At 68.4% G+C, this 22695-nt stretch carries 19 protein-coding genes and 2 pseudogenes; 19 read left to right on the plus strand and 2 right to left on the minus strand.

Going from position 1 to position 22695, the window contains the following annotated elements; genetic code table 11:
* Positions 1-44 precede the first annotated feature (44 nt).
* The 3 genes and pseudogenes from AC5Y39_RS10615 to AC5Y39_RS10625 form a co-directional block, all read left to right on the plus strand.
* Positions 45-821: pseudogene (locus tag AC5Y39_RS10615) on the plus strand (DUF222 domain-containing protein); the annotation flags it as partial.
* A 113-nt stretch (positions 822-934) separates the two neighbouring features.
* A pseudogene (locus AC5Y39_RS10620) lies at positions 935-1063 on the plus strand (DUF222 domain-containing protein); the annotation flags it as partial.
* A 111-nt stretch (positions 1064-1174) separates the two neighbouring features.
* Positions 1175-1396, plus strand: a complete 222-nt coding sequence (locus AC5Y39_RS10625) for a hypothetical protein (protein WP_500017541.1) — start codon at positions 1175-1177, stop codon at positions 1394-1396.
* A gap of 26 nt (positions 1397-1422) precedes the next feature.
* On the opposite strand, the gene AC5Y39_RS10630 is transcribed toward AC5Y39_RS10625, so the two are convergent.
* The gene (locus tag AC5Y39_RS10630) at positions 1423-2631 is read right to left on the minus strand and encodes a serine hydrolase domain-containing protein (RefSeq protein WP_500017259.1); all 1209 of its coding nucleotides are present in this window, start codon (positions 2629-2631) and stop codon (positions 1423-1425) included.
* A gap of 153 nt (positions 2632-2784) precedes the next feature.
* Between AC5Y39_RS10630 and pyrR the strand changes: the two genes are divergently transcribed.
* From pyrR to metK, 12 genes are all read left to right on the plus strand, one after another.
* Complete coding sequence (gene pyrR, locus AC5Y39_RS10635; RefSeq protein ID WP_499911812.1) at positions 2785-3348, plus strand: bifunctional pyr operon transcriptional regulator/uracil phosphoribosyltransferase PyrR; 564 nt, start codon at positions 2785-2787, stop codon at positions 3346-3348.
* Positions 3345-4298 (plus strand): aspartate carbamoyltransferase catalytic subunit, encoded by a 954-nt coding sequence (locus AC5Y39_RS10640; RefSeq protein ID WP_499911814.1) that lies wholly within the window; start codon positions 3345-3347, stop codon positions 4296-4298. The genes pyrR and AC5Y39_RS10640 overlap by 4 nt, the downstream gene beginning before the upstream one ends.
* Positions 4295-5587, plus strand: coding sequence for a dihydroorotase (locus tag AC5Y39_RS10645; RefSeq protein WP_500017258.1), 1293 nt, complete (start codon positions 4295-4297; stop codon positions 5585-5587). The genes AC5Y39_RS10640 and AC5Y39_RS10645 overlap by 4 nt, the downstream gene beginning before the upstream one ends.
* Positions 5584-6078, plus strand: coding sequence for a PH-like domain-containing protein (locus AC5Y39_RS10650; protein WP_500017256.1), 495 nt, complete (start codon positions 5584-5586; stop codon positions 6076-6078). Before AC5Y39_RS10645 ends, AC5Y39_RS10650 begins: the two co-directional genes overlap by 4 nt.
* Complete coding sequence (carA, locus tag AC5Y39_RS10655; RefSeq protein WP_500017254.1) at positions 6075-7196, plus strand: glutamine-hydrolyzing carbamoyl-phosphate synthase small subunit; 1122 nt, start codon at positions 6075-6077, stop codon at positions 7194-7196. Before AC5Y39_RS10650 ends, carA begins: the two co-directional genes overlap by 4 nt.
* Before the next feature lie 96 nt (positions 7197-7292).
* Positions 7293-10637, plus strand: coding sequence for a carbamoyl-phosphate synthase large subunit (gene carB / locus AC5Y39_RS10660; RefSeq protein WP_500017252.1), 3345 nt, complete (start codon positions 7293-7295; stop codon positions 10635-10637).
* A gap of 1 nt (position 10638) precedes the next feature.
* Entirely contained in the window at positions 10639-11457 is an 819-nt protein-coding gene (pyrF, locus tag AC5Y39_RS10665) for an orotidine-5'-phosphate decarboxylase (protein WP_500017250.1), read from the plus strand.
* A gap of 364 nt (positions 11458-11821) precedes the next feature.
* On the plus strand, positions 11822-12139 hold the full coding sequence (gene mihF, locus AC5Y39_RS10670) for an integration host factor, actinobacterial type (protein ID WP_324936028.1): 318 nt from the start codon (positions 11822-11824) through the stop codon (positions 12137-12139).
* A gap of 65 nt (positions 12140-12204) precedes the next feature.
* Positions 12205-12765: a guanylate kinase gene (gmk, locus tag AC5Y39_RS10675; RefSeq protein ID WP_500017513.1), complete on the plus strand. Its 561-nt coding sequence runs from the start codon at positions 12205-12207 to the stop codon at positions 12763-12765.
* Between the two features lie 46 nt (positions 12766-12811).
* Positions 12812-13123: a DNA-directed RNA polymerase subunit omega gene (gene rpoZ, locus AC5Y39_RS10680; RefSeq protein WP_499911831.1), complete on the plus strand. Its 312-nt coding sequence runs from the start codon at positions 12812-12814 to the stop codon at positions 13121-13123.
* 23 nt (positions 13124-13146) lie between these two features.
* Positions 13147-14397, plus strand: a complete 1251-nt coding sequence (gene coaBC / locus AC5Y39_RS10685) for a bifunctional phosphopantothenoylcysteine decarboxylase/phosphopantothenate--cysteine ligase CoaBC (protein ID WP_499911833.1) — start codon at positions 13147-13149, stop codon at positions 14395-14397.
* A 114-nt stretch (positions 14398-14511) separates the two neighbouring features.
* Positions 14512-15723 carry a methionine adenosyltransferase gene (gene metK, locus AC5Y39_RS10690; protein ID WP_500017248.1) on the plus strand — a complete coding sequence of 404 codons (1212 nt, stop codon included), beginning with the start codon at positions 14512-14514 and terminating at the stop codon, positions 15721-15723.
* Between the two features lie 102 nt (positions 15724-15825).
* Here the strand turns inward: metK and AC5Y39_RS10695 are convergent, their stop codons facing one another.
* Entirely contained in the window at positions 15826-17313 is a 1488-nt protein-coding gene (locus tag AC5Y39_RS10695; RefSeq protein WP_500017246.1) for a flavin-containing monooxygenase, read from the minus strand.
* Between the two features lie 48 nt (positions 17314-17361).
* Between AC5Y39_RS10695 and AC5Y39_RS10700 the strand changes: the two genes are divergently transcribed.
* The 4 genes from AC5Y39_RS10700 (at position 17362) to AC5Y39_RS10715 (ending at position 22601) form a co-directional block, all read left to right on the plus strand.
* Positions 17362-18126: a lysoplasmalogenase gene (locus tag AC5Y39_RS10700; RefSeq protein WP_500017244.1), complete on the plus strand. Its 765-nt coding sequence runs from the start codon at positions 17362-17364 to the stop codon at positions 18124-18126.
* 136 nt (positions 18127-18262) lie between these two features.
* A complete protein-coding gene (locus AC5Y39_RS10705) occupies positions 18263-20209 on the plus strand; it encodes a primosomal protein N' (RefSeq protein WP_500017511.1) in 1947 nt (648 codons plus the stop codon).
* 38 nt (positions 20210-20247) lie between these two features.
* On the plus strand, positions 20248-22071 hold the full coding sequence (locus AC5Y39_RS10710; RefSeq protein ID WP_500017242.1) for a DUF2207 domain-containing protein: 1824 nt from the start codon (positions 20248-20250) through the stop codon (positions 22069-22071).
* Positions 22065-22601: a LemA family protein gene (locus AC5Y39_RS10715; RefSeq protein WP_500017509.1), complete on the plus strand. Its 537-nt coding sequence runs from the start codon at positions 22065-22067 to the stop codon at positions 22599-22601. Before AC5Y39_RS10710 ends, AC5Y39_RS10715 begins: the two co-directional genes overlap by 7 nt.
* Positions 22602-22695 lie beyond the last annotated feature (94 nt).

Genomic DNA, 22695 nt, shown 5'->3' on the forward strand with positions numbered 1-22695 from the left:
GGATGAATCAACTGCTTGTTGGCGGTAGGCGATAGTATTCGCTCATGTGTTCGAGCAGCGTGTGGACCACGCTGGAACGCCTGGAGGCGGGAGCCGAGGCGTTCGCAGCGCTGTCGTTCGATGCGTTGTCGGAGCTCGATTGCGTGGCGGTGGTGGAGCGGCTGACGACCATCGCCCGCAAGTGCGCGGCGTCCCAGTACGAGTTGGTGAATCAGCTCGTGGAGCGCGCCGTACCGTCCGACATCGGCGGCCCGCTTCCGCGTGTGCTGGCTGACCGGCTCAAGATCCGGCCAATCGCTGCCCAGCAGATGATTGCCGAAGCCGGACAGGTGGGGCACCGCCGCTCGATCACCGGCGAGCGGCTGGACCCGCTCCTGCCAACTGTCGCAACACAATTGCGCAGCGGGGAGATCGGTCACGAGCACGTGGCGGTCGTCCGGAAGTTCTTCCACCACTTGCCGGCCGCGTATCCGGCCGAGGCACGTGACCGTGACGAGGCCATGTTGGGCGCGATGGCCGCCGACTTGCGACCTGATCAGTTGGAGAAGGCCGCCGAGCGGATGGCGGCGCTGATCAACCCCGACGGTCAGTTCTCGGATGCCGACCGGGCGCGCAAGCGCGGATTCCGCTGGGGTCCACAGGGACCCGACGGGATGACCAAGGGCACGCTCATCGCGGACCCGCAGCTGCGCGCCACGATGGATGCGGTGTTGGCCAAGCCGGGCGCGCCCGGTATGTGCAATCCGGAGGACCCGACGCCCACCGTGGACGGTGAACCACCCGACGACGCGGTGCGCCGTGATACCCGCACCCGGGCTCAGCGCGCCCACGATGCGCTGACCGCGATGGGCCGCGCGATGCTGGCGTCCGGCAAGCTGGGTCAGCACACCGCGGGCTGCCCGCAACGATCATCGTCCGTACCACGTTGGAGCAGTTGGAATCAGGCGTGGGCCGAGCCGACACCGGCGGAGGCAGCTGGCTGCCCATTCGCGACGTCATCAAGATGGCCAGTGCCGCCTACCACTATCTCGCCGTGTTCGACAAGCACTCGAACCGGCCCCTGTATCTCGCTCGCACGCGTATTGCCAGCGCGGACCAGCGCATCGTGCTGCACGCTCGCGACGGCGGATGCACGGCGCCCGGTTGCGACAAGCCCGGCTATGAGTGTGAAGTCATGCACTTGACAGCATGGGCTCGCGGCGGCCTGACCGAACCCGACAACTTAGGCTTGGGCTGCCACACCGATCACAAGCTTGACGACGAAGGCTGGAGCGCCCGTCTCAACGAGAACGGCGTTGTCGAATGGCTGCCGCCTCCGCATCTGAATCGAAAACCCGGCGTCAACAACTTCTTTCACCCCGAGCGCTATTTGCCTGAGGACGAGGACGACCCATAAACGAGGGCGTGTTGACTCAGGCCGGCCTATTGTCCACGGGTCAGCGCCTTGTACGTCCGCGACACGAACCGCGGCCGTGCGGCCATCAGCTTGAGCTGTGACGCGTTGCCGCCCACCGCTGCTGCCGCATCCGCTGACAGCGTCGGATGGTTCTGCACCAGATAGATCAGGATCAACTCGAGCGTCGGGTCGGCCTGCCACCACGTCCCGTACGCGCCCGGCCACCCGAACGTCCCGGCGCCGCCCGGTCCGTAGAGCGGCCGGGCCTGCTCAGGGTCCGTCACCACCGACAGGCCCAGCCCGAAGCCGCGGCCCACCCAGTACGGCGCACCCAGGAACGGCTGTCGGCGTTGCTCGTCGGTCAACCGGTTCGTGCGCATCAGCCGCACCGCTTCGGCGGACATCACCCGTGTCCCATCAACCTCGCCGCCGCCGAGCAGCATCCGGGCGAACGCGAGATAGTCGTCGGCGGTCGACCAAAGTCCCACACCACCCATACAAAAGGCCGGCGGCTCGATCGCCGGCGGCCCCATCACGTCGTGGCGCAGCCGGTCCTGCTCGTCGAGCTTGTACATCGTCGCCGCCCTCGACCGGTTCTCCGAGGTGACGAAGAACCCGGTGTCACGCATGCCCAACGGCTCGAAAATCCGCTCAGCGCAGACTTGTTGCAGTGTCTTGCCCTCGATGCGTGACACGATCATGCCCAGCACGTCGGTCGCGTGGCTGTACGTCATCCGCTCGCCCGGCTGGTGCGCCAGCGGCAACTCGGCCAATTCCGCCAGCCATGCGTCGGGATTGTGGATTCCCCGCAACCCCCGATAGGCGCGGGCCAGCGGCCCTGTCACCGAGAACTCGTAGGCCAGCCCGCTTCGGTGGGTGAGCAAGTCGTCCACGGTGATCGGCCGGCGCGCCGGGCTGGTGTTCTCCAGCGGGCCGGTGGAATCGTCGAGCACTCGCATCGAGGTGAACTCGGGCAGCCACCGGGTGATCGGGTCGTCGAGCGCCAGCTTGCCTTCGTCGACGAGAATCATCGCGACCGCGCTGGTGACCGGCTTGGTCATCGACGCGATCCGGAAGATCGTGTCGCGCTGCATCGGCAGACCGGCTTCGACGTCGCGATGGCCCAGCGCGTTGACTTGCAGCACGTCCCCGCGTTGCCAGACCAGCGTCACCGCGCCCGACAGCAGCCCTGCGTCGACGACCTCGCGGACGGGTTCAGCGTTGCGGTCCAGCACCGGACGAGCCTACCGACGCGCGCAGGGCCACGAGGTGACAGGCACGCTGCGTGCTGATGTCCGGACGGCGGAAACCACGATGGTAGGCTCGCCGCAGTTTGACGTCCTTTAACGATCCGTCCAGCGAGGCGGAGAAGGAGGTCCAGGTCACACGTGGGCTCGGCTAGCGACAAAGCCACCGACCGGGAATTGATGTCCGCCGCGGACGTCGGCCGAACCATTTCCCGAATCGCCCATCAAATCATCGAAAAGACCGCCTTGGACGGCCCGGACGCGCCGCGCGTCGTACTGCTCGGCATTCCTACCCGAGGGGTGATCCTCGCGTCGCGGCTGGCGGCGAAGATCAGTGAGTTCGCCGGCATCGCGGTTCCGCACGGGGCACTCGACATCACGCTCTATCGCGACGACTTGATGATGAAACCCCCACGGCCCCTTGAAGACACGTCGATTCCCGAAGGCGGCGTCGACGACGCCCTGGTCATTCTCGTCGACGACGTGCTGTATTCCGGGCGGTCGGTGCGGTCGGCTCTCGACGCGCTGCGTGACCTCGGCCGCCCGCGGGCGGTGCAGCTGGCGGTGCTGGTCGACCGCGGGCACCGCGAGCTGCCCCTGCGCGCCGACTACGTCGGTAAGAACGTCCCCACGTCGCGCAGCGAGAGCGTGCACGTGCTGTTGACCGAGCACGACGGCCGCGACGGGGTGGTGATCAGCAAGTGACCAGACACCTGCTGTCCGCGGCCGACCTGACGCGTGACGAGGCGACGGCGATTCTCGACGACGCCGACCACTTCGCGCAGGCGCTGATCGGCCGCGATGTCAAGAAGCTGCCGACGCTGCGCGGGCGAACCATCATCACGATGTTCTATGAGAACTCCACCCGCACCCGGGTGTCGTTCGAGGTGGCCGGCAAGTGGATGAGTGCCGACGTGATCAACGTCAGCGCCAGCGGGTCGTCGGTGGGCAAGGGCGAGTCGCTGCGAGACACCGCGCTGACGCTGCGGGCGGCCGGCGCCGATGCGCTGATCATCCGGCATTCGGCGTCGGGGGCAGCCCGGCAGCTCGCCGAGTGGACAGCCACCGAGCACCACGGGCCGTCGGTGATCAACGCGGGCGACGGGACCCATGAGCACCCCACCCAGGCACTGCTCGACGCGCTGACCATCCGGCAGCGGCTCGGTGGTATCGAGGGCAAGCGCGTGGTGATCGTCGGCGACATCCTCCACAGCAGGGTGGCGCGGTCGAATGTGCTTCTCCTGCACACGCTTGGCGCCGAAGTGGTGCTCGTCGCGCCGCCGACGCTGCTGCCGGTGGGCGTCCATGGCTGGCCGGTGACCGTCTCCCACGACCTCGATGCCGAGCTGCCGGCGGCCGACGCGGTGCTGATGCTGCGCGTGCAGGCCGAGCGGATGACCGGCGGCTTCTTCCCCTCGTCGCGGGAGTACTCGGTGCTCTATGGGCTGTCGGAGCGGCGCCAAGCGATGCTGCCCGGTCACGCTGTCGTGCTGCACCCCGGCCCGATGCTGCGCGGCATGGAGATCTCGTTCTCGGTTGCCGACTCGACGCAATCGGCTGTGCTGCAACAGGTTTCGAACGGCGTGCACGTTCGGATGGCGGTGTTGTTCCACCTGCTTGTCGGCGCTGAGCAGCAGCAGGCGGTGGGCGTATGAGCGTGCTGATTCGCGGCGTGCGGCCGTACGGGGAAGGCGATCCGGTGGACGTGCTCGTCGACGACGGCCAGATCATGGCGATCGGCCCGTCTCTGGACATCCCAACCGATGCCGACGTCATCGACGCGACCGGCCAGATTCTGCTGCCGGGCTTTGTCGACCTGCACACCCATCTGCGGGAGCCGGGCCGCGAATACGCCGAGGACATCGAAACCGGCTCTGCCGCAGCTGCTTTGGGTGGTTACACCGCGGTGTTCGCGATGGCCAACACCAACCCGGTGGCCGACAGCCCCGTCGTCACCGACCACGTCTGGGCGCGCGGCCAGCAGGTGGGACTCGTCGACGTACATCCCGTCGGCGCGGTGACCGTCGGACTGGCCGGCGCGCAGCTCACCGAGATGGGCCTGATGGCCGCCGGGACGGCTCAGGTGCGGATGTTCTCCGACGACGGCGTCTGCGTGCACGACCCGCTGGTGATGCGCCGCGCCCTCGAGTATGCGACCGGCCTGGGTGTGCTGATCGCCCAGCATGCCGAAGAGCCGCGCCTGACGGCCGGCGCGGTGGCGCACGAAGGGCCGAATGCGGCGCTGCTCGGGCTGTCGGGATGGCCACGCGCTGCCGAGGAGTCGATCGTCGCGCGTGACGCGTTGCTGGCCCGCGACGCCGGCGCCCGCGTGCACATCTGCCACGCTTCCACCGCAGGCACCGTCGAGATTCTGAAATGGGCTAAGGCACAAGGCATTTCGATCACCGCGGAGGTGACCCCGCATCACCTGGCGTTGGACGACTCCCGGTTGGCGACGTACGACGGCCGCAACCGGGTCAACCCACCGCTGCGGGAGGCATCCGACACCCAAGCGCTGCGGCAGGCGCTGGCCGACGGAGTGATCGACTGCGTTGCCACCGACCATGCGCCGCACGCCGAGCACGAGAAGGTCTGCGAGTTCGCTCATGCGCGCCCCGGGATGCTCGGCCTGCAGACCGCGCTGTCGGTGGTGGTGCAGACGATGGTGCAGCCGGGGCTGCTGAGCTGGCGTGAGGTGGCTCGTGTGATGAGCGAGAACCCCGCGCGCATCGTCGGGTTGCCCGACCAGGGCCGCCCGATCGACGTCGGCGAGCCGGCCAACCTCACTGTCGTCGACCCCGACGCCACGTGGACGGTGCGTGGCGCCGACCTGGCCAGCCGGTCTGACAACACGCCGTACGAGTCGATGACCCTGCCCGCTGCCGTGACCGCAACGCTGTTGCGCGGCAAGGTGACTGCTCGCGACGGGAAGTGCCCCGCGTGAGCCATCAGTTGTCGACCATCCTGCTGCTGAGCGCCGCGGTCTTGGCAGTGGCCGCGTTCGTGGTGTTCTGGGTGAGGATGCGCAACTGGCTGCGACGGGCACAGCGCCAGCTGCCGGTCATGGGCGGCCTGCCGCCGCTGCCAGATACGGTCGGAGCACCGCTCGGTCCCGAGTTGACCGGCGAGTACGTCGGAACCACGCTGATGCCGGGTCGCAGAGAGCGAGCCGGGGCAATGGGCGAGCATGCCAAGGCGGTGCTGACCCGCTACCCGGAGGGCATCATGCTCAAGCGCAGCGGTGAGCGGCCTATCTGGATTCCCGACGAGTCGGTCGTCGAGATTCGTACCCAGCGGCTCAACGCCGCCGCGGCGGACGACATCCTGGCGATCCGGTGGCGGCTACCGTCGGGAGCGCAACTCGACACCGCGTTTCGCGGTGACGACCACCGGAAATATGCGGACTGGCTACGACAACCCGGGAGAACGACGTGAGTAAAGCGGTCTTGGTGCTGGAGGACGGCCGGGTGTTCACCGGCACGTCGTTCGGCGCCGTCGGCCAGACGCTCGGCGAGGCCGTCTTCTCGACGGGCATGTCCGGGTACCAGGAGACGCTCACCGACCCGAGCTACCACCGCCAGATCGTCGTCGCGACCGCGCCGCAGATCGGCAACACCGGCTGGAACCACGAAGACGCCGAGAGCCGCGGCGACAAGATCTGGGTCGCCGGATACGCGGTGCGCGATCCCTCACCGCGGGCGTCGAACTGGCGCGCGACCGGCACGCTCGAAGAGGAGCTGATACGGCAGGGCATCGTCGGGATCGCAGGCATCGACACTCGCGCAGTGGTGCGCCACCTGCGTACTCGCGGGTCGATGAAGGCCGGGATCTTCTCCGGCGATGCGCTCGCCGACCTCGACACCATGCTGCAGCGCGTCCGCGAACAGCCGCCGATGCTCGGCGCCGACCTCGCCGGAGAAGTCACCACTCCCAGCGGCTATGTCGTGGAACCCGAAGGGTCGCACCGATTTACGGTGGTCGCGCTGGATCTCGGCATCAAGACCAACACCCCGCGCAACTTCGCCCGCCGCGGCATCCGCAGCCATGTGTTGCCGTCGTCGGCGACGTTCGAGCAGATCGCCGACATCAAGCCTGACGGAGTGTTCCTGTCCAACGGGCCCGGAGATCCCGCCACGGCCGACCACGTCGTCGCCGTTACTCAGCAGGTGATCGGCGCGGGAATCCCGTTGTTCGGCATCTGTTTCGGCAACCAGATCCTCGGCCGGGCGCTGGGGCGCTCCACGTACAAGATGACGTTCGGACACCGCGGCATCAACGTCCCGGTGATCGACCACGCGACCGGACGCGTCGCGGTGACCGCGCAGAACCACGGCTTCGCGCTGGAGGGCGAGGCGGGGGAGCGGTTCGACACCCCGTTCGGCAAGGCCGAGATCAGCCACACCTGCGCCAACGACGGCGTCGTCGAAGGCATCAGACTCGTTGACCGGCGGGCGTTCTCGGTGCAGTACCACCCGGAGGCCGCGGCCGGCCCGCACGACGCGAACTACTTGTTCGACCAATTCATCGACCTGATGGCAGGGGAGGCGCAGTGACCTTTCGTCGTCTCGCGAGCGTGCGTGTCTGTACGTCGACACGCCGGTCGGGGCGTACAACAATGCACGCTCGCGGGGCGTGGGGGCGGGAGAGCTATGCCGCGGCGCACTGACCTCAACCACGTGCTGGTGATCGGCTCGGGGCCGATCGTCATCGGCCAAGCCGCCGAGTTCGACTACTCCGGCACGCAGGCCTGCCGAGTACTCAAGGCCGAGGGTCTGCAGGTGACCTTGATCAACTCGAACCCGGCGACGATCATGACCGACCCCGAGTTCGCCGACCACACGTACGTCGAACCCATCACCCCGACGTTCGTCGAGAAGGTGATCGCCCAACAGGCCCGGCGCGGCAACAAGATCGACGGACTGCTGGCCACGCTCGGCGGTCAGACCGCACTGAACACCGCGGTCGCGCTGTCGGAGAACGGCGTGCTCGAGAAGTACGGCGTCGAGCTGATCGGCGCGGACTTCGACGCCATCCAGCGCGGTGAAGACCGTCAGCGGTTCAAAGACATCGTCGCCAAGGTCGGCGGCGAATCTGCCCGCAGCAGAGTCTGTTTCACGATGGACGAGGTCACCGAGACCGTCGAGGAGCTGGGCCTGCCGGTGGTGGTGCGGCCGAGCTTCACCATGGGCGGCCTCGGATCCGGACTGGCGCACAGCGTCGAAGAGGTGCGCCGGATGGCCGGCGACGGGCTCGCCGCGTCACCGAGTGCCAACGTGCTGATCGAAGAAAGCATCTACGGCTGGAAGGAATTCGAGCTCGAGCTGATGCGCGACGGCAACGACAACGTCGTCGTGGTCTGCTCGATCGAGAACGTCGACCCCATGGGCGTGCACACCGGGGACTCGGTCACTGTCGCCCCCGCGATGACCCTCACCGACCGCGAATACCAGCGGATGCGCGACCTCGGCATCGCGATCCTGCGCGAAGTCGGCGTCGACACCGGCGGTTGCAACATCCAGTTCGCCGTCAACCCGCAGGACGGCCGGCTGATCGTGATCGAGATGAACCCCCGGGTCAGCCGCTCCAGCGCGCTGGCGTCCAAGGCCACCGGCTTCCCGATCGCCAAGATCGCCGCGAAGCTCGCCATCGGCTACACGCTCGACGAGATCCTCAACGACATCACCAAGGAGACCCCGGCCTGCTTCGAGCCCACGCTGGACTACGTGGTGGTCAAGGCGCCGCGGTTCGCGTTCGAGAAGTTCCCAGGTGCCGACCCGACGTTGACCACCACGATGAAGTCGGTCGGAGAGGCAATGTCGTTGGGGCGCAACTTCATCGAAGCGCTCGGCAAGGTGATGCGCTCGCTGGAGACGACGCGGGCGGGCTTCTGGACGGGACCGGATCCCGACGGCGGCGTCGACGGCGCACTCGAGCGGCTCAAGACGCCCAGCGAAGGTCGGCTCTACGACATCGAACTCGCGCTGCGGCTGGGCGCGCCGGTGGAGAAGGTGTCGGAGGTCTCCGGCGTCGACCCGTGGTTCGTCGAGCAGATCGCCGGCCTGGTCGAGCTGCGGGCCGAGCTGATCGACGCGCCCGTGCTCGACGCCGAGCTGCTGCGCCGGGCCAAGCACAGCGGCTTGTCGGACCGCCAAATTGCCGCGCTGCGACCGGAATTGGCCGGCGAGGTCGGTGTCCGCGCATTGCGCCAGCGCCTCGGCATTCACCCGGTGTTCAAGACCGTCGACACCTGCGCCGCGGAGTTCGAGGCCAAGACCCCGTACCACTACAGCAGCTATGAACTCGACCCGGCCGCCGAAACCGAAGTCGCGCCGCAGACCGACAAGCCCAAGGTGCTGATCTTGGGGTCGGGGCCCAACCGGATCGGGCAGGGCATCGAATTCGACTACAGCTGTGTGCACGCGGCCACCACGTTGAGCCAGGCGGGTTTCGAGACGGTGATGGTCAACTGCAACCCGGAAACCGTCTCCACCGACTACGACACCGCCGACCGCCTCTACTTCGAGCCGCTGACGTTCGAAGACGTGCTCGAGGTGTTCTACGCCGAAACACTGTCCGGCGCAGGAGGTCCCGGTGTGACCGGCGTGATCGTCCAGTTGGGCGGCCAGACCCCGCTCGGCCTGGCTCAGCGACTGGAGGACGCCGGCGTGCCGATCGTCGGCACCAGCCCGCGGGCGATCAATTCGGCCGAAGACCGCGGCGTGTTCGGCGAAGTGCTCAGCGACGCCGGGCTGCCCGCGCCGCGGTTCGGCACCGCGACGAGCTTCGAGCATGCCCGCAAGATCGCTGCGGAGATCGGCTATCCGGTGCTGGTGCGCCCCTCGTATGTGCTCGGTGGCCGCGGCATGGAGATCGTCTACGACGAAGAGACACTGCACGGCTACATCACGCGTGCCACCGAGCTGTCACCCGAGCACCCGGTGCTGGTGGACCGCTTCCTCGAGGACGCCATCGAGATCGACGTCGACGCGCTCTGCGACGGCACAGAGGTCTACATCGGCGGGATCATGGAACACATCGAGGAAGCCGGCATTCATTCCGGTGACTCGGCGTGCGCGCTGCCGCCGGTGACGTTGGGACGCAGCGACGTCGACAAGGTCCGCCACGCCACCGAGGCGATCGCGCACGGCATCGGCGTGGTCGGCCTGCTCAACGTCCAGTACGCGCTCAAAGACGACGTCCTCTACGTGCTGGAGGCCAATCCGCGCGCCAGCCGCACCGTGCCGTTCGTGTCCAAGGCCACCGCGGTTCCGCTGGCTAAGGCGTGCGCGCGAATCATGCTGGGCGCCAGTATCTCTGAGCTTCGCGACGAGGGCATGCTGCCCCGCGCGGGCGATGGTGCGACCGTCGCCCCTCACGCCCCGATCGCGGTCAAGGAAGCGGTGTTGCCTTTCCACCGGTTCCGCAAGGCCGACGGCGCCCAGATCGACTCGCTGTTGGGGCCGGAGATGAAGTCGACCGGCGAGGTGATGGGCATCGACCGCGACTTCGGCAGCGCGTTCGCCAAGAGCCAGACCGCCGCGTACGGCTCGCTGCCCGCCCAGGGCACGGTCTTCGTGTCGGTGGCCAACCGCGACAAGCGCTCGCTGGTGTTCCCTGTCAAGCGGCTCGCCGATCTGGGCTTCCGCGTGCTGGCGACCGAAGGAACCGCAGAGATGTTGCGCCGCAACGGAATACCGTGCGACGAGGTGCGTAAGCATTTCGAGCCGCCCGGTGAAGGCCGACCCGCGCTGTCGGCGGTGGACGCCATCAAGGCCGGGGAGGTCGACATGGTGATCAACACTCCCTACGGCAACTACGGTCCACGCATCGACGGCTACGAGATCCGTTCGGCCGCAGTGGGAAAGAACATCCCATGCGTCACCACGGTGCAGGGAGCGTCGGCAGCCGTGCAGGGCATCGAAGCCGGAATCCGAGGCGACATCGACGTGGTGTCGCTGCAGGAATTGCACCAGACGCTGAGCAACGGCGGATAGCGTGGCGGGGTTCGGCGCCAGGTTGGCCGACGCCACTCGGCGGCGCGGGCCGCTGTGCCTGGGTATCGATCCGCATCCGGAATTGCTCGACGCGTGGGGCCTGCCACGCAACTCGCAGGGGCTGGCGCGCTTCAGCGACGCGTGCGTGGCCGCGTTCGCGGACTTCGCCGTGGTCAAGCCGCAGGTGGCGTTCTTCGAGGCGTACGGGTCGGCCGGCTACGCCGTGCTGGAGCGCACCATCGCTGCCTTGCGTGCGGCCGGGGTGCTGGTGCTGGCTGACGCCAAACGCGGCGACATCGGCTCGACGATGGCCGCCTACGCCGCGGCCTGGGTGGGTGATTCGCCTCTGGCCGCCGATGCCGTCACCGCATCGCCGTACCTCGGGTTCGGGTCGCTGTGCCCGCTGCTTCAAACCGCGCGAGAGCGCGGGCGCGGAGTGTTCGTGCTTGCCGCCACCTCGAATCCTGAGGGCGCCGACGTGCAGACCGCCCAGACGAACGGCCGCACCGTGGCGCAGTCGATTGTCGACGCCGCCGCGGCGGCCAACCGCGCGGCACTGCCCGAACCCGGGTCCGTCGGGGTGGTGGCCGGCGCGACCGCTGCCTTCCTGCCGGACCTCAGTGGGCTGGGCGGCCCTGTGCTGGTTCCCGGCATCGGGGCCCAAGGTGGCCGCGCGGAGCAGCTGCTGAACTTCGGCGGCGCGCAGCGGGACCAGCTGCTGCCGGCCGTGTCGCGCGAGGTGCTGCGCGCCGGGCCGGACGTCGGGGCACTGCGGGCGGCCGCGGACCGCATGCGCGACGCGGTGGCTTACCTGCGCTAGTCCGTCGCGACACGCCCAGCCGCGCCACAAACTGGCAATTTCCTGCACTTTTGTGGCTGCAACAAGTCTGCGCGCCGTCGACCACCGGGGCAGTGGCCCACCGGCCGTCGCTGGACTACCACGAAAGCCGCCGTGACCTGCCCGTCTGAGCATCCGTTTGGGTTGCGGGCGTGGTCGCCGCCGACCCCGAGCCCATGGCCTGCGGACGTCTCGAGGTCAGCACCAGCGACGCGACACGCTGGCATTTTGCGTCGAAAACCGGGGGGTGGGGTTCGCAATCGTCGGATGTCGTGGGTACGGTCGTCGTCGCTGGCTGGATAACTCCGGCGGCGAGGAATATCGATGGTGATGAGACGGAGGAATCGTGGCCCTTCCCCAGTTGACTGACGAGCAGCGCGCGGCGGCGTTGGAGAAGGCTGCTGCCGCTCGCCGGGCGCGGGCCGAGCTCAAAGATCGGCTCAAGCGAGGCGGCACCAACCTCAAGCAGGTGCTCAAAGACGCCGAGACGGACGAGGTCCTCGGCAAGATGAAGGTTTCGGCGCTGCTCGAGGCGCTGCCCAAGGTCGGCAAGGTCAAGGCGCAGGAAATCATGACCGAGCTGGAGATCGCACCTACCCGCCGGCTGCGCGGCCTGGGTGATCGCCAGCGCAAGGCCCTGCTGGAAAAGTTCAACTCGGCGTGACGTCCGGCGGGGGGCCGGGCACGCGCGACGACCCTCTCGGGCGAAAAGAACATCGCCCGGCGCGGGTGCTCGTGTTGTCCGGTCCCTCGGCCGTCGGCAAATCGACGGTCGTCCGCTGCCTCCGCGAGCAGGTGCCTGACCTGTACTTCAGCGTGTCGGCGACGACGCGGGCCCCGCGGCCGGGCGAGGTCGACGGTGTCGACTACCACTTCGTCAGTCCTGAGGAGTTCCAGCGCCTGATCGACGAGGGAGCGCTGCTCGAGTGGGCTGAGATCCACGGCGGCCTGCACCGGTCGGGGACGCCGGCCCAGCCGGTCCGTGACGCCGCCCGCGCCGGCCGGCCGGTGCTGATCGAGGTGGATCTGGCCGGCGCCCGGGCGATCAAACACGCGATGCCCGACGCGTTCACGGTGTTCCTCGCGCCGCCGAGCTGGGAGGCTTTAGAGGCCCGGCTCACCGGCCGGGGCACCGAAACTCCCGAGGCGATGGCTCGCCGGCTGGCCACGGCTCGGGAGGAATTGGCAGCTCAAAGCGACTTCGACGCGGTGGTGGTCAACAGCGAATTGGAGTCGGCGTGCGCAGAATTGGTAGCCTTACTTGGGGTAACCGCGCCGGACACGGCGTGATCGACCTGCAGAACCTAGTTTTCTCACTTTCAGGAGACAGTCTTTCGTGACCATTTCGCACAACTCGACGCTGGCCGGGGTGCCTGACCGCGTGGTGGAGACCAGCGCCTACGACCCGCCGGAGGGCCTCACCAACCCGCCCATCGACGAGTTGCTGGAGCGAGTGTCGAGCAAGTACGCGCTGGTGATCTACGCCGCCAAGCGCGCCCGCCAGATCAACGACTACTACAACCAGCTCGGCGAGGGCATCCTCGAGTACGTCGGGCCGCTCGTCGAGCCCGGCCTACACGAAAAGCCGCTGTCGATCGCGCTGCGCGAGATCCACGCCGACTTGCTCGAGCACACCGAGGGCGAGTAGCCGGACCGGCAGACGGACTGAGCGTGGACCGCAAGCGGATCATCGTCGGCGTCTCCGGGGGGATCGCCGCCTACAAGGCCTGTTCGGTGGTCCGCCAACTCGCCGAAGCCGGACACCGCGTACGCGTCATCCCCACCGAGTCCGCGTTGCGGTTCGTCGGTGCCGCCACGTTCGAGGCGCTCTCCGGTGAACCGGTGCACACCGACGTCTGGCACGCCGTCCCCGAGGTTCCACACGTCCAGATCGGCAAGCAGGCCGACCTCGTGGTGGTCGCGCCGGCGACCGCCGACCTGCTCGCCCGCGCGGTGCACGGGCGCGCCGATGACCTGTTGACCGCGACGCTGCTGACCGCGCGCTGTCCGGTCCTATTCGCGCCTGCCATGCACACCGAGATGTGGCAGCATCCGGCCACCGTCGAGAACGTCGCCACGCTTCGGCGGCGCGGGGCCGTCGTGCTCGAACCGGCGTCCGGCCGGCTCACTGGCGCCGACACCGGCGCAGGCCGGCTTCCCGAGCCGGAGGAGATCACCACGTTCGCCGAGCTGCTGCTGGCCCGCGGCGACGCGATGCCCTACGACATGGCCGGCTGCAAAGTCCTGGTGACGGCCGGCGGCACCCGCGAGCCGATCGACCCGGTGCGGTTCATCGGCAACCGCAGTTCCGGCAAGCAGGGCTATGCGCTGGCCCGCGTCGCGGCCCAACGAGGCGCCGACGTCACGCTGATCGCCGCGCACACCGCAGGGCTGGCCGATCCGGCCGGGGTGCACGTCGTGCATGTCAGCTCCGCCCAGCAACTGGCCGACGCGGTATCCAAACACGCGCCGGACGCACACGTGCTGGCGATGGCCGCGGCCGTCGCCGACTTCCGTCCCGCCAGCCCTGCAACCAGCAAGATCAAAAAGGGCCCGGACGCCAGCGCGGACGCCCCGACGATCGATCTGGTCCGCAATGACGACGTGCTCGCGGGAGCCGTCCGCGCCCGCGCCGATGGTCTGCTGCCGAACATGCGCGCGATCGTCGGCTTCGCCGCCGAAACCGGCGACGCCAACGGCACGGTCCTCGACCATGCGCGGGCCAAGCTGCGCCGCAAGGGCTGTGACCTGCTGGTGGTCAACGCTGTCGGCGAAGGCCGCGCGTTCGAGGTGGACAGCAACGACGGCTGGCTGCTGGCCGCCGACGGCACCGAATCCGCGCTCGAGCACGGCAGCAAGACGTTAATGGCCAGCCGTATCGTGGACGCGATCGTGACGTTCCTGCACGGCCGCTCCTGTTAGGCGCATCGCCGGACTTGCGCGGCCCCGCCGCTGCACGCTTAGGTGCACATGGCTCGGCAGCGTCGCCCAGATATATTGATGAACTAAGTTTCAAGCGTCGGAAAGGACATCACCGTGAGCCAATCAGGCCGGCTGTTCACCAGTGAGTCGGTGACCGAAGGTCATCCCGACAAGATCTGCGACGCGATCAGCGACTCGGTGCTCGACGCGCTGCTGGAGCAGGACCCACGCTCTCGGGTGGCTGTGGAAACACTGGTGACGACGGGCCAGGTGCACGTCGTGGGCGAGGTCACCACGGCGGCCAAGGAGGCGTTCGCGGACATCACCGACACCGTCCGCAACCGCATCCTGGAGATCGGCTACGACTCCTCGGACAAGGGTTTCGACGGCGCGTCATGCGGCGTCAACATCGGGATCGGCAAGCAGTCCCCGGATATCGCGCAGGGCGTGGACACGGCGCACGAGGCGCGCGTCGAGGGCGCGGGAGACCCGCTGGACGCGCAGGGCGCCGGCGACCAGGGCCTGATGTTCGGGTACGCGATCAACCACACACCGGAGTTGATGCCGCTGCCGATCGCACTGGCTCACCGGCTGGCCCGCCGGCTCACCGAGGTGCGCAAGGGTGGCGTGCTGCCGTACCTGCGCCCGGACGGCAAAACGCAGGTCACCATCGAGTACGAGGGCAACCGGGCGGTGCGCCTGGACACCGTGGTGATCTCCACACAGCATGCACCGGACATCGATCTCGACAGCACCCTTGCCCCGGAGATCCGCGAGAAGGTGCTCAACACCGTGCTCGACGACCTCGGCCAAGAGACGCTGGACACCTCGTCGGTGCGGCTGCTGGTGAACCCGACCGGCAAGTTCGTGCTCGGCGGCCCGATGGGCGACGCGGGGCTGACCGGCCGCAAGATCATCGTCGACACCTACGGCGGATGGGCCCGCCACGGCGGCGGCGCGTTCTCGGGCAAGGATCCGTCCAAGGTGGACCGGTCAGCCGCGTACGCGATGCGCTGGGTGGCAAAGAACGTGGTCGCCGCGGGGCTGGCCGACCGGGTGGAGGTTCAGGTGGCCTACGCGATCGGCAAGGCCGCGCCCGTCGGGCTGTTCGTCGAGACGTTCGGCACCGAGACCGTCGACACCGCCAAAATCGAAAAGGCGATCCTCGAGGTGTTCGACCTGCGCCCGGGCGCGATCATCCGCGACCTGGATCTGCTGCGGCCGATCTACGCGCAGACCGCGGCCTACGGTCACTTCGGCCGCACCGACGTCGAACTGCCCTGGGAGCAGCTCAACAAGGTCGACGAGCTGAAGTCCGCGATCTAACTCTTCCGCCGAGCAGACGCCAAATCGCACAAAGCGGCATCTGGTAGTGCGATTACGCGTCTGCTCGCGCTAGGTGGTGACGTCGAGCACCCGGCTGAAACGCTAAGGGGTGAACGCGTAGTCCGACAGCGGGAAGCGGCGGCTACGCCAGATCGTGCCGAGCGTGGTGGCCCGGCGCAGCGGCACATCACCGTGGCTGTCAAAGTAGTAGCTGTTGGCCAGCGTGCAGCTGTCCTGCCAGAAGATCTGCGTGTGGCGTTTGCGCATGCACTCCGCGAAGTACCGCGCATTGGCTTCTTCGGTCACCTCGACCCGCGAAGCACCCTGCCGCGCAGCGTGTTTCAGACACCGCACGATGTGGTGGGTCTGCGTCTCGATGTAGGCGAAGAACGACGCTCCGTTGAAGCCGTACGGTCCGGCGACCGTGAAGAAATTTGGGAAGCCCGGCAGGCTGACGCCTTCGTAGGCCTGCAGCCGGTTCTCGGTCCAGAACTGGCTCATCGACAAGCCGTCGCGCCCGACGATGTCGTAGGTGAGGCTGTCGACGTCCATCACCTTGAACCCGGTCGCCAGGATCAGCACGTCGGCCTCCCGCAGGTGGCCTTCGACCGTCGCCACCCCGGTGGGCGTGATCTTGTCGATCGCATCGGTGACCAACTCGACGTTGTCGCGGTTGTACGTCGACAGGTAGGTGTTGTGGAAGCCGGGCCGCTTACAGCCGACCGCGTATCGGGGTGTCAGCTTGTCCCGCACCATTGGGTCGCGAACTTCCTTGCGCAAGAAGGCTTTTCCGGCTGCCTCCGCTCGCTTGGCGAGTGGGAACACGGTGAAATACTGCGCCGACAACGGAAAAGTCAACTCCACGTACAGCTGGCTCAGCAGTCGCTGCACGGCCATGCCGCCGGGCAGGCGCATCGCGGCGCGGGCCGCCTTGGGCAGCGGCAGGTCGAGCTTGGGGAAACACCAGATCGGGGTGCGCTGGTACACGGTGAGATGCTCGACGACCGGCGCGATCTCGGGAATGACCTGCACTGCTGACGCGCCCGTGCCGATGATCGCGACGCGCTTACCCGTCAAGTCCTGGCTGTGGTCCCAGCGCGCGGTGTGGATCGTGACGCCGTCGAAGCTGTCCACTCCAGCGATGTCGGGGAGCTTCGGCGTGGTCAGCACCCCGGCGGCGTTGACCAGAAACCGCGCGGTGAGCTGCTCTCCGGAGCTCAGATCCAGCCGCCACAGGTTGGACGCGTCGTCGAACGCAGCGCGCACCACCTTGGTGTTGAACCGGATCTTGGGGCGGATGCCGTACTTGTCCGCGCAGCGTTCGGCGTAGGCCTGTAGCTCGTGCCCGTGCGCGTAGGTGCGGCTCCAATCCGGTGTCTGCTCGAACGAGAACTGGTAGGAGAACGACGGGATGTCCACGGCCACACCGGGATACGTGTTCCAATACCACGTTCCGCCCGGTGCATCGCCGGCTTCGACGATCACATAGTCACCCAGCCCCGCCTCGTCGAGCTTGACGGCCGCGCCGATGCCGGAGAATCCTGCGCCGACGATCACGGTGTGATAGTCCGGTGCCGCTGCAGTGGGCATGGCTCCACTTAAGCAGACATGACCTAGCGGTCGAGTAGCTTCTGCAGGATGGCCGACGACGTCACACCGCCGCGCATGCTGGCCGGAGCATGGGTGGCCGCCGGCTGGGCCGGCGTGGTCTACGGGGTGTTCCTGACGCTGACCGCGTTGCGCTCGGCGCCTGGTGAGCCGCTCACGGGCATCTTCGCCGGACAACCCGTGGCCAAGGCTTTGATGGCGGTGCTGCTGGCGCTGGCCGCGGTCGCGCATCCGATCGTGCGGGAGCGGCGGTGGTTGATGCCGGCACTGGTGTTGTCGGCGGTCGGCGACTTCTTGCTCGCGATGCCCGAGTGGGAGCCGTCGTTCGTCGGCGGCCTCGCGGCGTTTCTGCTGGCGCATCTGTGCTACGTGGGTGCGCTGGCGCCGCTGGCGGTGGTCACCCGCTGGCGGGTGCTCGCAGTGGTCGTGATGATCGCGTTGTGCACGGCGCTGCTGGTGTGGTTCTGGCCGATGATGGGTCAGCAGCGGCTGACGTTGCCGGTGACCGTCTACATCACGGTGCTCTGCGCAATGGTGTGCGCGGCGCTGCTGGCCCGGCTGCCGACGCCGTGGACGGCGCTGGGCGCGATCTGTTTCGCGGTGTCCGACGCGATGATCGGCATCGACCGGTTCGTCTTGCAGTCCGACGTGCTGGCGGTGCCGATCTGGTGGGCGTACGCAATGTCGCAACTGCTCATCACCGCTGGCTTGTTCTTCGGCCGATCTGTCGGTGCATCCGCTTACCGTGAGGCTCAACCGGACGAACACGACGAACACGTCGAGGAGACCTCATGACGAACATCGACACTGCGCTGACCCGCGGTTGGGACCACGCCGACCCGCGCCGGGCCAAGGGCTGCGCATAGCGAGCCGAAAAGTGGCCGGCAGCCGCCGGGCCGCCGTCCACGAACCGATCGCGCGGGTGCTGCCGATGCTGTCGGTGCCGCACCTGGATCGCGAATTCGACTACCTGGTAGCCGCCGAGCAGTCCGACGACGCTCAGCCCGGGGTACGGGCCAGGGTGCGGTTCCACGGCAGGCTGGTCGACGCGTTCGTCCTGGAACGGCGGTCCGACACCGACCATGTCGGCGAGCTCGGCTGGCTGGACTCGGTCGTGTCGCCCGAGCCGGTGCTGACGCCGGAGGTGCGCCGGCTCGCCGACGCGGTCGCAGCCCGCTATGCCGGCACTCGCGCCGACGTGCTGCGGCTGGCGGTGCCGCCGCGGCATGCGCGCGTCGAGCGGGAAGCGCGGCAGCCCCGCATCCCGGTTCCGCTCGAGCCGGTCGACGTCGCGGGCTGGGCCGCCTACCAGCGCGGCGAGCGGTTTCTGGCAGCGTTGGGGGAGGGTCGCGCCGCCCGTGCGGTCTGGCAGGCGCTGCCCGGCGAACAGTGGGCCGCGCGGCTGGCCGAGGCCGCGGCCGTGGTGGCCGCCGTCGGGCGCGGCGTGCTGGTCGTGCTGCCCGACCAGCGCGACGTCGACGTTCTGTGGGCGCACACGGTCCGGCTGCTCGACGCCGGCTCGGTGGTGGCATTGTCGGCAGGATTGGGCCCCGCCGAGCGGTACCGCCGCTGGCTGGCCGTGCTGCGCGGCGCCGCCCGCGTGGTGATCGGCACCCGAAGCGCCGTGTTCGCCCCGGTGGCCGACCTCGGTTTGGTGGTCGTCTGGGACGACGGCGACGACACGCTGGCCGAGCCGCGGGCACCGTATCCGCACGCCCGGGAAGTCGCGATGCTGCGGGCACATCAGCTGCGCTGCGCGGCACTGATCGGCGGCTACGCCCGCACCGCCGAGGCCCAGGCCCTGGTGTGCAGCGGCTGGGCGCACGATCTGGTGGCCGCCCGGCCGGTCGTGCGCTCCCAGGCACCGAGGGTGATCGCGCTCGACGACAGCGGCTACGCGGACGCCCGCGACCCGGCCGCGCGCACCGCGCGGCTGCCGTCGATCGCCCTGCGGGCCGCGCGCACAGCGCTGGAAGCCGGCGCGCCGGTACTGGTTCAGGTGCCGCGGCGCGGCTACGTGCCTGCGCTGGCCTGCTCGCGGTGCCGGACCATCGCCCGGTGCCGGCACTGCACCGGCCCGCTGTCGCTTCCCGGCGCCGACGCCGCGGGTGCGGTGTGCCGCTGGTGCGGCCGGATCGACACGACGCTCAAATGTGTGCGCTGCGGCGCCGGCGCAGTGCGCGCGGTGGTCGTCGGCGCTCGGCGCACCGCCGAGGAGCTGGGGCGCGCGTTTCCCGGCACGCCGGTGGTCACGTCGGGCGGAGACAGCATGGTCCGCGAGGTCGACGGACGCCCCGCACTCGTCGTCGCGACCCCGGGTGCCGAGCCCCTGGCCCGCGGCGGATATGGCGCGGCGCTGTTGCTGGACAGCTGGGCGCTACTGGGCCGGCAGGATCTGCGGGCCGCCGAGGACGCTCTGCGACGCTGGCTGGCGGCGGCGGCTCTGGTCCGCAGCCGCGGCGACGGCGGGGTGGTCGCGGTGGTCGCCGATTCGGCGATCCCGACCGTGCAGGCGCTCGTCAGGTGGGACCCGGTCGGCCACGCTGACGCCGAATTGCGGGCCCGTACCGAAGTGGGTCTGCCGCCGAGTGTGCACATCGCCGCACTCGACGGGTCGCCGCAGGGCGTCGCCGCGCTGCTCGAACAAGCCCAATTGCCGTCGGGCGCAGAGTTGCTCGGGCCGGTCGAGCTACCGGTGGGCGCACGCCGGCCCGCGAGCGTGACGGACGGCGACACCGTCACGCGGATGCTGGTCAGGGTGAGCCGCGACGACGGCTTGGCGCTGGCCGCGGTGCTTCGCCGCGCGGTCGCGGTGACCTCGGCCCGCCATGATCACGAGCCGGTTCGCGTCCAGATCGATCCGCTACACATAGGGTGAGCTCCGGACGCAGGCTGCAAGCGACGGAAGGGGCGCCGATGGGCTGGGGCCGCCGCGTCGCTGCGCTGGGAATTTCGTTGGTGCTCATTGCCAGCGGATTGTTCTGGCCGGTGGTGTTCACGGGGCTGTCGCAAGGCGCGAACACGTCCGATCCGGTGTGGTTCTCCCATTACCAGGCTCACTACGTCGTCACGGCCGACGGTCGCGTCGAGGTCGCCGAGACCATCAACGCCCAGTTCCCGGGCGGCAAGCACGGCCTGTTCGAGTTCTGGGACGTCGCAGCTCCGCATGATCCGCACGTGCGGATGATCCCGACCGTGACGGAGGTGACCGTCGACGGCCAGCCCGCACCGTATGAGCTGCTGTGGGACAGCAGCCGCCGGTTCCTCACCGCGAAGATCGGCGAACCCAGCCGGTACTTGTCCACGGGCGCCCACGAGTTCGTCATCCGCTCCGTCGTCCCGAACGGTCTCGCGCCATCACAGGTCGGAGACCACCTCGAGTTCGCGTCATCGACGCGCGCAACAAGCGAAACTTCTGATGCCCTTTCGGTTTTCTATTGGTTTCTGGTGAAGAGCTGGAACAACTCGATCCGCCGTGCCGATGTGTCGGTGACGCTGCCGGCCGCGGTGACAGGCGTCCAGTGCTCGATGGGCTTCGGCAGGGGCGACCCTTGCCCCGCCCCGGTTCTCGGCGGGAACCGCATCGACATGACGATGTACAACATGGCGCCGCACACTCCGGTAACCGTGCGCGCCGGCGTCGACATCGCCACCCCGCCGCGCGACGAACTGCCGTGGTCGTGGCGCTTCGACCGGATGCTGGGGCGGTCGGTCACCAAGGTGCTGGCGATCCTCGGCCTCTCGGTGGCTGCCGGGGCGCTCGGGTATGCGTGGTGGCGCACCACGGTCGAGCGCGAGCCCGGCTTTCCACTGCAGTACGCGCCCCCGCCCGGCCTCGGGCCCGTGCAGTGTGAATACATCCGCACCGAAGCGGTGCCGCGCAATGGGCTGACCGCCACGCTCTTCTATCTGGCCGAGCGTGGTCTGGTGTCACTGACCCAGCGTGGCGACAGGCACTGGACGGTCCGCGGCCTCGCCGCAAAGAGCGCATGGGCGTCGGTCGATCCGGTCAGCCGCGCGGTGGGGCAAGCCCTGAAAGTCGACGACGCAGGCGAGGAGTTCGAAGCCAAGAAGACCGCGACGTCCGGAAAGCGGTTGTCGGCGGCCAAGACTGACATGGCCGAAGCCGTCAAGAAGTGGGCCACGAGCGAAGGCCTGATCGTCACCAAGAAATCCGAGCAGTGGGTGCGCTTCGCCAACCTGCTCTCCGCGGTCTTCGCGGTGTGCGGGTTCATCACCTGGGGCTTCACCATCACGCTGTGGGGACTGCCGTTCGCGGTGTTCTTCCTGGCCACAGCTCGGTCCTGGGCCGACGGCGTCGGCACTCGACGCACCGCCGCCGGCCGCGAATTGTGGTCTCGGATCGGCGTATTCCACCGGGTGCTGACCACCGACTCCGCGGAGGCGCGCTTCGACTTCGGCGCACGCAGGGATCTGTACAGCGCCTATGTCCCGTTCGCGGTGGCGGCCGGCGCGGCGGCGCTGTGGGCGAAGAAGTATGAAGCGGCCACGGGAATGCCTGCGCCGCAACCGGATTGGTATCACAGCAGCACGCCGTGGGTGTACGGCGCGGTCGGTAGCTCCAGCGGCCCGGATTTCGACAGCTTCGAGTCGACGTTGTCGTCGTCGATCGGCGCGTACTCCGCGTCGCAGTCGTCGTCGTCTTCGTCGAGCAGCAGTGGCGGTTTCAGTGGCGGCGGCGGCTTCGGCGGTGGTGGAGGAGGAGGCGGTTCCTGGTGACCTGGTTGCTGATCCTGCTGGTGGTGCTCGCCGTCGCGGTGCTGATCGTGTTCGTGGTCGGCTACAACAAGGTTCGCGGCGCCGACGTCCGGGTGGACGAGGCACTCGGGGGCATCGACGTCCAATTGACCCGCCGGGCGTCGCTGATACCGAGCCTGGTGCATACCGTCCAATCGTTCGCGGCCCACGAGCGCGCGATCCTGGACAACGTGACCGCCGCACAGGCGGCGCTGACCAGTGCCACCACCGGTAAGTCGGTAGCACAGCGCAGCGCGGCCGAGCAGCAGCTGGATTCCGCGGTCGGCCAGGTGCTCGCGCTGGGTCAGAAGTACCCGAACCTCAATTCGTCGGCGAATTTCCTTGATCTGCAACGGAATCTGGCCGACACAGAGGACAAGCTGGCATTCGCCCGTCAGTACTACAACGACGCGGTCGCCACCAACAACAGGCTGGTGACCACGATCCCCTGGATGTTCGTCGCGGGCGCGGCCGGGGTGCGCGAACGCGAGTACTACCAGGTGCCGCGATGAGCCGCTTGCGCGAAGAGAACGGTGCGCGATGAGCCGCTTGCGCGAAGGGAAGGGTTCGCGATGAGCCGCTTGCGCGAAGAGAAGGATTCACAGT

Source organism: Mycobacterium sp. NGS39 (assembly GCF_059812765.1).